The sequence below is a fragment of the uncultured Pseudomonas sp. genome, from assembly GCF_913774235.1.
In the GTDB taxonomy this organism is placed as follows: Bacteria; Pseudomonadota; Gammaproteobacteria; order Pseudomonadales; family Pseudomonadaceae; genus Chryseomonas.
In genome coordinates, this window is sequence record NZ_CAJYDW010000017.1 from 86,568 (window position 1) to 99,754 (window position 13,187).

Annotated in this window: 10 protein-coding genes; 1 reads left to right on the top strand and 9 read right to left on the bottom strand. The window is 67.4% G+C overall.

Annotation, left to right across the window (positions count from 1 at the left end; translation table 11 throughout):
• Positions 1 to 978: 978 nt before the first annotated feature.
• From QZ471_RS17460 to QZ471_RS17500, 9 genes are all read right to left on the bottom strand, one after another.
• Complete coding sequence (locus QZ471_RS17460; protein ID WP_295466113.1) at positions 979 to 2,385, bottom strand: ATP-binding protein; 1,407 nt, start codon at positions 2,383 to 2,385, stop codon at positions 979 to 981.
• Between the two features lie 120 nt (positions 2,386 to 2,505).
• On the bottom strand, positions 2,506 to 3,030 hold the full coding sequence (locus tag QZ471_RS17465; protein WP_295466115.1) for a GNAT family N-acetyltransferase: 525 nt from the start codon (positions 3,028 to 3,030) through the stop codon (positions 2,506 to 2,508).
• A gap of 209 nt (positions 3,031 to 3,239) precedes the next feature.
• Complete coding sequence (gene pqqE, locus QZ471_RS17470) at positions 3,240 to 4,391, bottom strand: pyrroloquinoline quinone biosynthesis protein PqqE (protein WP_295466117.1); 1,152 nt, start codon at positions 4,389 to 4,391, stop codon at positions 3,240 to 3,242.
• A gap of 22 nt (positions 4,392 to 4,413) precedes the next feature.
• Positions 4,414 to 4,689 carry a pyrroloquinoline quinone biosynthesis peptide chaperone PqqD gene (gene pqqD / locus QZ471_RS17475; RefSeq protein WP_295466119.1) on the bottom strand — a complete coding sequence of 92 codons (276 nt, stop codon included), beginning with the start codon at positions 4,687 to 4,689 and terminating at the stop codon, positions 4,414 to 4,416.
• Positions 4,686 to 5,435: a pyrroloquinoline-quinone synthase PqqC gene (gene pqqC, locus QZ471_RS17480; RefSeq protein ID WP_295466121.1), complete on the bottom strand. Its 750-nt coding sequence runs from the start codon at positions 5,433 to 5,435 to the stop codon at positions 4,686 to 4,688. Before pqqC ends, pqqD begins: the two co-directional genes overlap by 4 nt.
• A gap of 5 nt (positions 5,436 to 5,440) precedes the next feature.
• Positions 5,441 to 6,352: a pyrroloquinoline quinone biosynthesis protein PqqB gene (pqqB, locus tag QZ471_RS17485; protein ID WP_295466123.1), complete on the bottom strand. Its 912-nt coding sequence runs from the start codon at positions 6,350 to 6,352 to the stop codon at positions 5,441 to 5,443.
• A gap of 55 nt (positions 6,353 to 6,407) precedes the next feature.
• Positions 6,408 to 6,479, bottom strand: coding sequence for a pyrroloquinoline quinone precursor peptide PqqA (gene pqqA / locus QZ471_RS17490; RefSeq protein ID WP_003243383.1), 72 nt, complete (start codon positions 6,477 to 6,479; stop codon positions 6,408 to 6,410).
• A gap of 181 nt (positions 6,480 to 6,660) precedes the next feature.
• Positions 6,661 to 9,051 carry a pyrroloquinoline quinone biosynthesis protein PqqF gene (gene pqqF, locus QZ471_RS17495; protein ID WP_295466125.1) on the bottom strand — a complete coding sequence of 797 codons (2,391 nt, stop codon included), beginning with the start codon at positions 9,049 to 9,051 and terminating at the stop codon, positions 6,661 to 6,663.
• Between the two features lie 335 nt (positions 9,052 to 9,386).
• Complete coding sequence (locus tag QZ471_RS17500) at positions 9,387 to 11,819, bottom strand: glucose/quinate/shikimate family membrane-bound PQQ-dependent dehydrogenase (protein ID WP_295466127.1); 2,433 nt, start codon at positions 11,817 to 11,819, stop codon at positions 9,387 to 9,389.
• 326 nt (positions 11,820 to 12,145) lie between these two features.
• Here QZ471_RS17500 and QZ471_RS17505 point away from each other — a divergent pair, with 326 nt between their 5' ends.
• Complete coding sequence (locus QZ471_RS17505; protein ID WP_295466129.1) at positions 12,146 to 13,096, top strand: AEC family transporter; 951 nt, start codon at positions 12,146 to 12,148, stop codon at positions 13,094 to 13,096.
• Positions 13,097 to 13,187: the final 91 nt, after the last annotated feature.

The following is a 13,187-nucleotide window of genomic DNA, read 5'->3' on the forward strand; positions in this document are numbered from 1 at the left end:
TATAGGTGCCCTAGCTATTTATCGCGGTCTGCTTGTGGCTCTTGTTTCGCCCACCCGGGCGACTCACTTTTTTCAGTCGCGAAAAAAGTAAGCAAAAACGCTGTCCCCACGTTTCGGCCCTCCGCTTCGCTCCGGGTCCCCTCGTTCCGGTGCCGCTCCGGGGGCAAGGCACGAAGGGGCCTCCTGCCCCTCGCGCCTTGCTCGGCGTCCTGCCTCGCATCCCCCCTCCGCAACACCTACACTCGGCCTCACTGACGGGGACGGGACGCCAGCCTGAAATTTTGGGAGCGCTTGCAGGGAAGCCAGCGCGATTCGTAGCGTGGAAAACCGCACAGCGTTTTCCACAGGTGGGCACCGAAACCATCAGCGGACAAGGCTTCGCCGTTGTCCACGCTACGGGCTACGGGCTACGGGCTACGGGCTACGGGCTACGGGCTACGGGCTACGGGCTACGGGCTACGGGCTACGGGCTACGGGCTACGGGCTACGGGCTTTTTTGGCTATTCAACCAAAACTTTCAGGCTGGCGAATCGCCCCGTTCAGGAGGGCGAACGCCGGGGTCGTGGAGAGGGTCGAGGCGCATGGATGCGGCGAGAGGTCCAGTGGGCCATGGATGGCCCATCTGGACCGACCCCGGAACGGCGCTGGTGTGAGCGGACCCGAAGCGCAGCGTAGGGCCGGATGGTGGGGCAAGCGTTTTTGGTTACTTTTGCCGCGATTGGCAAAAGTGACTCGCCCGGGTGGGCGAAACAAGAGCCACAAGCAGACCACGATAAACAGCTAGGACACCGGTAAACCAAGCCATCCCGGCCAAACTCAGCGGTGTTGGGCTTCGCTCCGCTCGGCCCAACCTACGAAACCGGCACCCGTATCAGCTCTGTCTTGTCAGGCTTCGCTAACTGCCAAGGCAAGCCTGAATTCACGCCTTATCGCGGTCATGGACCGCTCCTACGCAAGCGGCCACCAGCCCGGAGCTGGTTACTTAGCCATCACCCGCGTAATCCGATCCCCCTCGGCATCATCCTGCCCCTTGGCCTTGTTCACCGCGTAGACCACGCCCTTGCTGTCCACCACCGCATGGTTGGGGAAGGTGCCCAGCTCCAGGTTGGCCTTGATGGTGCCGTCCGGGTCGACCACCGTCAGGGTGCCGGCGCCGCGGTTGGTGACATAGGCCAGGCGCTTGACCGGGTCGAAGACCACGCTCAGGGCCCCGGCGCCGGTGGTGACGTTGTGCAGGGTCTGGCCGGTCTTGGCGTCGACGATCAGCAGGTTGTCGCTGCCCTGGGCGGCGATGAACAGACGGTCGGTTTGCGGATCGTGGGCCACGTTCATGGGGGTCTTGGCGCCCTGGATCGGGAAGACCTTCTCGACCTTTTCGGTCTTGGCGTCGATCACCGCGGCTTCGTTGGTCTTCATGCTGACCGCGTAGAGCTTGTGCACCGCCGGGTCCAGGTGCATGCCGACCACGGCGAACTGTTCGCCGCGCACGCCGGACTCGATGGTGATGTGCTTGCGCACGGCCGGGGTCTTGGCGTCGAAGCTGACGATGTCCGGGGTCATGGCCGCCGAGGCGAAGGCGCGGTCGAGTTTCTCGTCGACCACCACGGTGTGGGCATGGGCGACGAGGCCGGGTTCGAATTGCTTGACCAGGCCCAGGTCGCTCTGGCGATAGACCGCCACGGTGTTCTGCCGGGTGTTGGTGGTCCAGACGGTGCCGTTGCGGTCGTCCACGCCGACACCGTAGACGGCATAGACCCCGGCGTCTTGCCCAGGCGCGGCGGCCGGGGTCACCTGGCGTTCGATGGACAGGTCCTTGGGATCGAGCTTGAGCAACTGCGAGACCTTGACCGGCGGACGGCCCACGGCGGAGGTGACGAAGAGGGCGCCGGTCTTGGCGCTGATGTCCACCTGGTAGAGGCCGGGGACCAGTTTGACCGCGGTGAGGCTGTAGGCGTCGGCGCCGGACAGCGGCACCACCGGCGAGACCTTGAGCGGGAAGACCGCGGCGCCCGAGGGCTGGGCGGTGTTGACCACGATGGGGTGCTGGCCGGGAGCGGCGTCTTCGGGGACGCGGATGGTCGCCTTGAAGTTGCCCTGGGCGTCGGCCACGTAGGCGGCGTCGGGGTTGAGCGCCACGCCGCCGCGGGACAGGGTGATCTGCTGACCGGGCTTGAAGCCGCGGCCTTCCAGCGTCACCTCGCTGCCCGCCAGGATGGCGGTGCCGGCGACGGGGCTGGCCTTGATCTCACCACGGTAGTCCGGATCGGGAGCGTCGAAGCTGGAACGCGCCTGGGCGGTCTGCACGCCCAACGCCAGCACGCCGGCGAGCAGGGTAAGGGAAAAGGCACGCCGGCCCTTGGCCGCGGACGCTAGAGCGAAGTTCATCGGGGATTCCTTGTATCGGCGATCGAAACGCCGGCGCCAGAGCGCCGGGCAGGAGAAGACCTCCAGGGCGCGGCTATGTTAATGCGAAAAGCGAAATACTTGCATTTAGATTTGCAAGTTTTACGAGTGCGCGTCGGTCGGGGCGTCGAGGCTGAGTTGCATCAGGCAGGCGCCGACGCCATAGCCGGCCAGCTTGGCGGTGAGCGCCGCATCGGCGGGGACCGGGCGGTATTGGTGACGCTGCCAGTAGCCGATGGCGTTGGACAGCGACACCAGCCGACCCTGGCGCAGGCGGGCGCGCCGGGCCTGGCCCTTGGCGTGGCGATAGAGCCGCCCGGCCACGCCCTGGCCCTGGGCGTCGGGGTGCACGGCGCAGTCGTGGAGGAACCAGGTCGAGGCCTCGCCCGGCAACTGCTCCAGGCGGGCGCCGAGGACCGGTGGCAGGCCGTCGTCCCAGGGATAGCCGATCAGATAGCCTTGCAGCCGGTCCTGGGGGTCGGTCGCCGCCCAGCAGTGCTCGGGCGCCAGGGCCAGGCGATTGGCGTAGAAGGCGTGGTCTTCGAGCAAGTCGGCGGGGTAGTTGGCGGCCTGGATGGCAAGGACGGCGGGGAGATCGGCGGGGCGGAGTGGGCGAATCGAGGACATGGCGGCAGGGGAAAAGGTCCGGCCGGGCAGTATGGTCACTGCCCGGCCGGGAGGCAAATGCCTCGGAGCCGTGGGTGGTGAGTCCCGCTGCAAGACTGCAACGGCAACGGTGAACCGCAGGTGCCGTCGACGACATCGACGTACCTCGCGGCGCCTTCTGGCACGCGGGTTACGACCGCAACGTCGCTTATGGCTCCTTGGCTGTGGTTTCAGGCCTTGGCGATCAACCGCGAGTTGCGGGCGTTACGGAATTGCAGGTCCTCGATGCCCAGGGTGGTGGTCTCGGCTTCGGCGCGGGCGGCGAGGATGAGGTCGTGGTGCGGGGACTTGGCGCAGACCGGATCGGCATTGCGCGCATCGCCGGTGAGCATGAAGGCCTGGCAGCGGCAGCCGCCATAGTCCTTTTCCTTCTCGTCGCAGGAGCGGCAGGGCTCGGGCATCCAGTCGTAACCGCGGTAGAGGTTGAAGCCGAAGGAGTCGTACCAGATGTGCCTGAGGTCCTGCTCCTTCACGTTGGGGAAGGCGACGGGCATCTGCCGGGCGCCGTGGCAGGGCAGGGCGGTGCCGTCCGGCGTGATGGTCAGGAACAACTTGCCCCAGCCGTCCATACAGGCCTTGGGGCGCTCTTCGTAGTAGTCCGGGGTGACGAAGATCAGCTTGCAGGGATGGTTCTCGGCCTTGAGCCGGGCACGGTATTCGTTGGTGATGCGCTCGGCGCGCTCCAGCTGGGTCTTGGTCGGCAACAGGCCGGCGCGATTGCGTTCGGCCCAGCCGTAGAACTGGCAGGTGGCGAGTTCGACGAAGTCGGCTTCCAGGGCCAGGCAGAGGTCGATGATCTGGTCGATGCGCTCGATGTTGTGCCGGTGGGTGACGAAGTTGAGCACCATGGGATAGCCATGGGCTTTCACCGCCTTGGCCATGGCCAGCTTCTGGGCGAAGGCCTTCTTCGAACCGGCCAGCAGGTCATTCACCTGGGCATCGCTGGCCTGGAAGCTGATCTGGATATGGTCCAGGCCGGCCTGCTGGAACTCGGCGATGCGCGCCTCGGTGAGGCCAATGCCGGAGGTGATGAGGTTGGTGTAGTAGCCCAGCCGGCGCGCCTCGCGGATCAGTTCGGCGAGATCCTGGCGCACCAGGGGTTCGCCCCCGGAAAAGCCGATCTGGGCGGCGCCCATCTCCCGCGCCTCGGCCATGACCTTGAACCACTGCTCGGTGGTCAACTCGCGACCCTGGGCGGCGAAGTCCAGCGGATTGGAGCAATAGGGGCACTGCAGCGGGCAGCGATAGGTGACCTCGGCCAACAGCCACAGCGGCAGGCCGACACTGGGCGCTGCAACGGTAGGCGGCTGCGGCAACTGCATGGGTACGCCAGGCAGCGGCGTATCAGCCGAGCAAGAGCCAGTGCTCTGCACGGGCAACCTCCATGAATTGCTCCACGTCGTCGCCCAGCTCGGGCACGCCGGGGAAGCGCTCGTCGAGGGCGGTGATGATGGCGGCCACGTCACGCTGGCCGTCGATCAGCTCGCCGATGGCGGCGGCGCTCTCGTTGAGCTTGATCATGCCCTCGGGATAGAGCAGCACATGGCCGTTCTGCGCCGGCTCGAACTGGAAGCGGTAGCCGGGGCGCCAGCGCGGCACCTGGGTGCGGTCGAAGCTCATAGGTCGATTCCTCGATGCCAGCGACGCTCGGCGGTGACGCTGTGATAGGGCGGGCGCTGCAGTTCGTAGGCCATGCTCATGGCGTCGAGCATGGTCCAGAGGATGTCCAGCTTGAACTGCAGGATCTCCAGCATGCGCTGCTGGGATTCCCAGGTGGTGTAGTGCTGCAGAGTGATCTGCAGGCCGTGCTCGACATCACGGCGCGCCTGGCCCAGGCGGGTGCGGAAGTACTCGTAGCCGGCCGGATCGATCCAGGGGTAGTGCTGCGGCCAGGCGTCCAGGCGCGACTGGTGGATCTGCGGGGCGAACAGCTCGGTCAGGGAGCTGCTGGCGGCTTCCTGCCAGGAGGCGCGGCGGGCGAAGTTGACGTAGGCGTCCACCGCGAAGCGCACCCCGGGCAGCACCAGCTCCTGGGAGAGCACCTGCTCGCGGTCCAGGCCGGTGGCCTCGGCCAGCCGCAGCCAGGCCTCGATACCGCCTTCGCTGCCGGGCTCGCCGTCATGGTCGAGGATGCGCTGCACCCATTCGCGACGGATCTCGCGGTCCGGGCAGTTGGCCAGGATGGCGGCGTCCTTGAGCGGGATGTTGACCTGGTAGTAGAAGCGGTTGGCCACCCAGCCCTGGATCTGCTCGCGACTGGCGCGACCCTGGTACATGGCCACGTGATAGGGGTGGTGGATGTGGTAGAGCTCACCCTTGGCGCGCAGGGCGGCTTCGAATTCGGCGGGAGTCAGGGCGTTGGGCATGGCGGTCACAACTCGATGGACAGCCCATCCCAGGCGACTTCCACACCCTGGCGCTCGACCTCGGCGCGTTCGGGGGAGTCTTCGTCCAGGATCGGATTGGTGTTGTTGATATGGATCAGCACCTTGCGCTGGCGCTCGAAGCCGGCCAGCACCTCCAGCATGCCGCCGGGGCCGCTCTGCGGCAGGTGGCCCATCTCGGTGCCGGTGCGGGTGCCCACGCCGCGACGCTGCATTTCGTCGTCGGTCCAGAGCGTGCCGTCCACCAACAGGCAGTCGGCCTGGCCCATCAGCTCCAGCAGGGCGGCGTCCGGCTGGCCCAGGCCCGGGGCGTAGAACAGCTTGCCGCCGGTACTCCGGTCATGGACCAGCAGCCCCAGGTTGTCGCCGGGGTGCGGATCGTGGCGATGGGGCGAATAGGGCGGCGCGGCGCTGCGCAGCGGGAAGGGAGTGAATTCCAGATTCGGACAGGCCGGAATGGTGAAGCTGCCGCTCAGGGCGATGGGCTGCCAGTTGAGGCCACCGTTCCAGTGCTGGAGCATGTTGAACAGCGGAAAGCCGCTGGTCAGGTCCTGGTGGACCATCTCGGTGCACCAGACCTCATGGGGGCAGCCCTCGCGCAGGCTGAGCAGGCCGGTGGTGTGGTCGATCTGGCTGTCCAGCAGGACGATGGCGCGGATGCCGGTGTCACGCAGAGCTCGCGCCGGTTGCAGCGGGGCGAAGCCGGCCAGCTGGGCGCGGATGTCGGGCGAGGCGTTGCACAGGATCCAGTTCACCCCGTCGTCGGACAGGGCGATGGAGGACTGGGTGCGGGCCTGGGCCCTGAGGGTGCCCTTGCGGAAGCCGTCGCAATTGGGGCAATTGCAGTTCCACTGGGGAAAGCCACCGCCAGCGGCGGAGCCGAGAATCTGGATATGCATGGGAAAGGTCGAACCTGGAAAAAGTACGCCCCGGCGGACCGGGGCGTGGGGCGCATCAACGGTTGGCGAAGTACATGGTGACTTCGAAGCCGATGCGCAGGTCAGTGTAGGCAGGCTTGGTCCACATGGGAGGTCTCCTCTTTTGACTGCGAAGCCGGATGGATCCGGTCGCCAAGTTTAACAAAGTTGTTTAGCTAAGGGTTTTACCGATAGCCAATCGGTCGGCTGACCACGACATAACTGTCTTACCGATCCTGCAACAGATGGACCGCCAAGGCCGGCCGACGCTCCCGGGAAAGTGTTGAAAGCTATGACAGCCAGCCGGATGGCGCGGCGGCATTGGCCAGGACGAGGCGCGGGGCGTCGGTGGCGGTGAGTTGCTGCCAGGCCTGCTGCAGGGCCTCCTCGTCCAGGGCGGCGAGAGCCTGCTGCAGGGGCGTGAGGTCCAGGGCCCCGCTACGCTGGAAGCCCCACCAGAGGCGCTCGGCCAGGGCGGCGCGCTGAGTGGTGGCAGGGCTGAAGTCGCGCTCCAGTTGGCGGATGTTTTGCGCCAGCATCGCGGGCTCGGCTTGCACTGCAAACAGACTGTCCGCCAGGCAGGCCTCGATTTCCGTCAGGATCTCCGTCGCCCGCGCATGGGGCGACTGCACGCCGATCAACAGGCCGCCGTGATCGCCGAGCTGGCGATAGGCGGAAAACACCGCATAGCCCAGTTGCCGCTCGCTGCGCAGGCGGCGGAACAGCGGTCCTTGCAGACGCGCCGCCAAGAGCCGCCAGGCGGCTTCGGTGGCGGGCTGTGCGCTGGGCTGCGGGCAGAACAGCAGCAGCGCCTGCTGGGCGTCGGTGCTGGGCTCCTGCTGCCAGTGACGGCCGGTGAAGTTGGGCGCTTCGTCCAGTGGTCCTGCCTGGAACTGCGGCGGTGGCGTGAGGGTGGCCAGGGACGCCTGTGCCACCTTGGGCAGGCCGCAGGCCAGGGCCTGCCAGCGCGGGCTTGCTTCATTCACTGTTAGCGGCGTGACGGCGGTCACTCGCTCGGGCAGGACCTTGAGCAACTGGCGGATCAGCATGGGTTCGGGCGTTACCACAGGCGCCGGTCTGATGTTATCCAGCTCTGCCTCCAGGCTGTCGAGCGCCCGCTCCAGCACCGCCGGCAGCGCCGTGGCCCAGCCTTGCAGCCGCAATTCCCAAGGCGCCCCGGGTGGGCTCCAGCGCAGGTTGACGCCCGCTTCGGCAGCCAGCCGGGGTAGCGCGCCCAGCACCTGGGCCTGAGGCGCGACCGGTGCCGGTCCCGGCCATTGCCAGCGCAGGAACAGCAGGCCTTCGCGCTGCTGGGGGGCGAGGGCCTGGCTGATCGGCCAGGGCTGCAGCGCCGGGACGCTCGGCGTGACGGGGTCAGTGAGCAGCGGATTGGGCGGCGGCAGGGCAAAGGGGGTGGCGATGGGAGCTGTTGTGCGCGAGGAGTCGGCCAGGCCGGCGGCGAAACCGCTGAGACGCTCCGGGACCAGTTGCGCGAGCAGCCGCGGCCAGGCGGCCTGGGCGGCAGGCGAGAGCGCCGGTTGTGGCCAGACGTCTCCTGACCGATCCAGCCAGAGGCGTTCACCCAGGCGCCTTACCAGCGCCAGGGCGGGCAGGGTGGCCCACTGGCGCTGGACCCGTGCGGCGTGGCCTTGCTGCAGCACGGCGAGCGGCGTCTGACGCAGGGCGTCCAGCCAGGCGAACAGGATGCGGGTCAGATGGCTGGGGCTGGCCTGGGGGCCGGGCGCGAGATCCAGCCGGAGCAGGCCCTGGCGTGCCTGGCGATAGGGCCAGGCAAGGCCCAGTCGTTCGGCCTGGCCCGCCTGGCGCAGGGTCGCGGGCAGGCCGCCGGGATGGTCGCCGAGCAGCAGGATTTCCAGCAGCTCCGCCGCTTCCCAACTGCCGGGTGGCAGAACGTCGAGGGCGAATTGCAGGGCCAGGGTCGGGGGCGCGGCAGCTGTGATCTGCCAGTGTTCGCCTGTAGCCGGGAGCGCTTGCGGCGTTACGGCGCTGGGCGCCGGGCCGGATGGTAGTAGGGCGCCGTGCTCGCGGGCCAGGTCCGCGAGTTCGTCCAGCGGTTGCGGACCGGCCAGCACCAGCAGGGCATTCTCCGCCCGGTAGTGCCGGTGCTGGAAGTCGCGCAGGGCCGCCTGGAAGGTCGGGCTCTGCAGCGGCAGGCTGTAACGGTTGCCGGCATGGAAGCCGGCGGCCGGATGGGTAGCGGGCAGCCCCATGGCCAGGGCCAGGTCGCGGCGGGTATCGGCGCTGCGTGACCAGGCGATGAATTCGGCGTGCAGCACCTCGCGCTCGCGGCGCTGGGCGTCCGCGGCCAGCAGGGGTGCAGCGAGCATGTCCAGCAGCCGGGCGAGGCCGGCGCCCAGGTGCTCGGGAGCCACGGCGAAGAAGAAGTCGGTGGTGGTCTCGCGGGTGCTGGCGTTGAGTTCGCCGCCGAGGCGCTGCACTAGGGGCATCAGGCCGTCGGCGGCCGGATAGCGGCGGCTGCCGAGAAAGAACAGGTGTTCGAGAAAGTGCGCCAGCCCTGGAAAGGCCCGCGGCGCCTGGTGACTGCCGGCACCGATGCGCACCAGGGCGGCGGCCTGGGGTAGCTCGGGATCGTGCAGCAGGGCGACGGCCAGGCCGTTGGCCAGGCGCAGGCGGCGGTGGAGGGGGGCGGAGGTGGGCATGGGGGTAGCTTAACCGAGTCCGAGGGAAGGTGATGGCGCGGGGTTGGCCCTCACCCCGGCCCTCTCCCAGGGGGAGAGGGGGAAGAGCAGATGCGGTGCCTGGGTTTGCCCTCACCCCGGCCCTCTCCCCGAGGGAGAGGGGGAAAAGCACTCCCTGGCGCCTTTCCATCTAGACAGAACGCCAATAGAGCTAAAGCCCAGGCGAAAAAAAATCCCGGCTGGGCCGGGATTTCGGGGTGGGGCGAGGGGGATTCCAACAGGATGTCAAAAATGCTCGAAGCATCCTCGCCCCGGACCCTCTCCCGAAGGAGAGGGGAGCTCGGGCGCGGGCGCCCTTACTTCTGCTCGGGCAGGGCGAAGGCCATCACGTAGTCGCCCTGCTTGGTGCCCAGCGAGCCATGGCCGCCGGCATAGACCAGCACGTACTGGCGACCGTCCTTGCCGGTGTAGGTCATGGGGGTGGTCTGGCCACCGGCCGGCAGGCGGCCTTTCCACAGTTCCTTGCCGTTCTTCACGTCATAGGCGCGCAGGTACTGGTCCAGGGTGCCGCTGAGGAAGGCCACGCCACCGGCGGTGGTGACGGTGCCACCCAGGCTGGGCACGCCCATGGGCAGCGGCAGCGGGACCGGCGAGTTGTCGCGCACGGTGCCGTTCTTGTGCTTGTAGACCAGCTTGCCGGTGGTCAGGTCGAGACCGGCCACGTAGCCCCAGGCGGGTGCCTGGCAGGGCAGGCCCAGGGGCGACAGGAAGGCCGACAGGATCACGCCATAGGGCGCGCCCTTGTTGGGCTGGATGCCCTCGGTCTCGCTCTTGCGCGCCGGCTGGTTGGCGATCTCGTCACGCGGCACCAGCTTGGAGGTGAAGGCCATGTAGCTGGGGTTGAGGAAGGCGATCTGGCGGACCGGATCGACCGAAAGACCACCCCAGTCGAACACGCCGAAGTTACCTGGGTAGACGATCGAACCCTGGGTGGACGGCGGGGTGTAGATGCCCTCGTAGCGGTGCTCGCGGAAGGCGATGCGACACAGCGCCTGGTCGAAGGGCGTACCGCCCCACATGTCGCTTTCCTTGAGGGTCGGCGCGGCCAGATTGATCGAGGAGACCGGCTGGGTCGGCGAGGTATGGTCGCCGGACACCGCGCCCTGGGGCACCGGGGTTTCGGTGATCGGGTAGATGGGCTGACCGTTGGTGCGGTCCAGCACATAGATGCTGCCCTGCTTGGTCGAGGCCATCAGCGCGGGTTTCACGCCGCCAGCGGTCTTGATGTCCACCAGGGTCGGCTGGCCGCCCACGTCCATGTCCCAGAGGTCATGGTGGGTGAACTGGTAGTTCCAGCGCACCTTGCCGGTGGCGATGTCGAGGGCGACCACGCCGGCGCTGTACTTCTCGGAGGCCGGGGTACGGTCACCGCCCCATTGGTCGGGCATCTGGTTGCCCATGGGCAGATAGACCATGCCGACCTTCTCGTCGACGGCCATCATCGACCACATGTTGGGCGAGTTGCGGGTGTAGATACCGTCGGCGGCGATGGGCGCGGTGGCGTCCGGATTGCCGCTGTCCCAGTTCCACACCAGCTTGCCGCTGTGCACGTCGTAGGCGCGGATCACGCCGGACGGCTCGTCGGTGGAGACGTTGTCGGTGACGTGGCCGCCGATGATCACCAGGTTGCGGGTCACCGCGGGCGGCGAGGTGGAGTAGTAGCCACCCGGCGTGAAGCTGCCCATGTTGGCGCTCAGGTCGATCTGGCCGTTGTCGCCGAAGTCGCTGCACACCTTGCCGGTGTCGGCGTTGATGGCGATCAGGCGGGTGTCGGCGGTGGGCAGGAACAGGCGCCGCGGGCAGCTGTTGGCAACCGGGGTGCTCTGCTCCTCGACCGGCACGGCATTGCCGGTGGCCGGGCTCTGGCCGGCGGTGGTGGTACCGGCGTAGGTGGCGTCGTCGTGGTAGGCCACGCCGCGGCAGGTCATGTGCGCCCAGCCCTTGAAGCTGTCGGCGTGCTGGGTGCTCAGCTTGGGATCGAAGCGCCAGATTTCCTTGCCGCTGTCGGGGTCCACGGCGATCACCTGGCTGTGCGGCGTGCAGACATAGAGCTTGCCGTTGACCTTGAGCGGGGTATTTTCCGCGGTGGTCTCCTGGGGATCGTTCGGCCCGGGGATGTCGCCGGTGCGGAAGGTCCAGGCCGGTTGCAGATCCTTCACGTTGTTCACGTCGATCTGCTTGAGCGGCGAGTAGCGGTCACCGAAGGCGGTGCGGCCATAGGAGGGCCAGTCACCGTCGGCGGCGGTCGGCGCGGCGCTCTCGATGCCGGCGGTATCGCGGCCCAGGTCGCCGTCCAGACGGTTGTAGTTGACGAACTGGGCGATCAGGGCAACAGCGCCGGCGATCACCAGGGAGCCGACCAGCGGCAGGCCGCCGCTACGGCTGTCCAGCGGACGGCGGAACACCGGGATCAATAGCACCAGGCCAAGGACGAACCAGAGTGCCAGGCGCGGCACCAGCTGCCACCAGTCGAACTGGACTTCCAGCACGGCCCAGGCGGTGGACATCACCAGGAAGAAGGCATAGACCCAGACGCCACTGGCGCGCCGGATGCACAGCAGGTAGCCGCTCAGGGCGAGCAGTACGCCGCCGCCGAGGTAGTACAGGGAACCACCGAGGGTGGCCAGCTTGATGCCCAACCCCAACAGGGCCAGGCCCAAGAGGATGAACAGGATACCGAGCAACCTGGCGGGCAGGCCCCCCGGTCTCGCGTTGGAAGTGACAGTCATGGCAGCGCTCGCAATGCAATCGTGAAAAGAGACTTCGACTCGGCCGACGACATCGCAAAGGGGAACCGCGTGCGGATCTGTCGTCTGCTACGTCTGAACCTGTTGTCTGTCTTATTGTTCCACCCCGTCGCCGGCTTCCCTGGCGGGAACTCAGCGCGGTTGCGCTGGGGCGAAGCGTGGGATGGCTCGGGAGGCGTCGGCTGAATCGGGCGGGTAGATAGTAAGCTAAGCATTGATTGATGTCACTTCGCGATGATGGGTGGACGCAAGCGGCGTAGCGCCCCGCCTGCTACCATCGCGAACCGCTCCTTGATCCCTTCGTTTCCATGTCCGATGTGCTAGCCCTGATCCAGGCGACCTTCGACGTCACCGCCCCGGTCTTCGCCCTGGTCCTGCTCGGTGGCCTGCTCAAGCGTCTGGGCTGGATCGATACCGCCTTCATCAACACCTCATCCAACCTGGTGTTTCGCGCCACCATGCCGACGCTGCTGTTTCTCGGCATCGTCAAGGCCGATCTCGGCGCCGCCCTGCAGCCGCTGCTGCTGGGCTACTTCGCCCTGGCCACGGTGGCGAGCTTCCTGGCAGCCTGGAGCTGGGCGATCTGGCGCTGTCCGCCTGCGGATCGCGGGGTGTACGTGCAGGGCGCCTTTCGTGGCAACTGCGGCATCGTCGGCCTGGCCCTGGCCGCCACCCAGTACGGCGACTACGGCCTGTCGGTGGGCGGGATCATGGCCGGCATGGTCATCCTCTTCTATAACGTGCTCTCGACCATCGTCCTGGCGCTCTACAGCCCGCACCTGGAGGCCAACTGGCGCACCCTGCTGCGCAGCATCCTCGGCAATCCGCTGATCATCGGCATCCTCCTGGCGATTCCCTTCGCCTATTGCCAGTGGCAGCTGCCCCGCTGGCTGGATACTTCAGCGCGCTACTTCGCCGGGCTCACCCTGCCGCTGGCCTTGATGTGCATCGGGGCCAGCCTGTCCCTGGCGACGCTGCGCGAGAGCAGTCGCCTGGCGCTGGGCGCCAGCCTGTGGAAGATCGTCTGGATTCCGCTGCTGGGGGTGCTGGGCGCCCTGGCCCTGGGCATCCAGGGGCCCGCGCTGGGCATTCTCTTCCTCTACCTGGGGTGTCCGACGGCGGCGTCGAGTTTCGTCATGGCCCGCGCGGCCGGCAGCAATGCCCAGCTGGCGGCGGCCATCGTGGTGCTCAGCACCCTGGGCGGGATGCTCACCACCAACCTGGGGTTGGTCCTGCTGAAAGGATTCAGCTTGGTCTAGCGTGACTGTCCGGACATCGGCTAGCCGAGAGCGTCCATCGGTGTACCCGATAAATTGACTGACGAATGCGTGATAGTGCGCCGGTCATCCT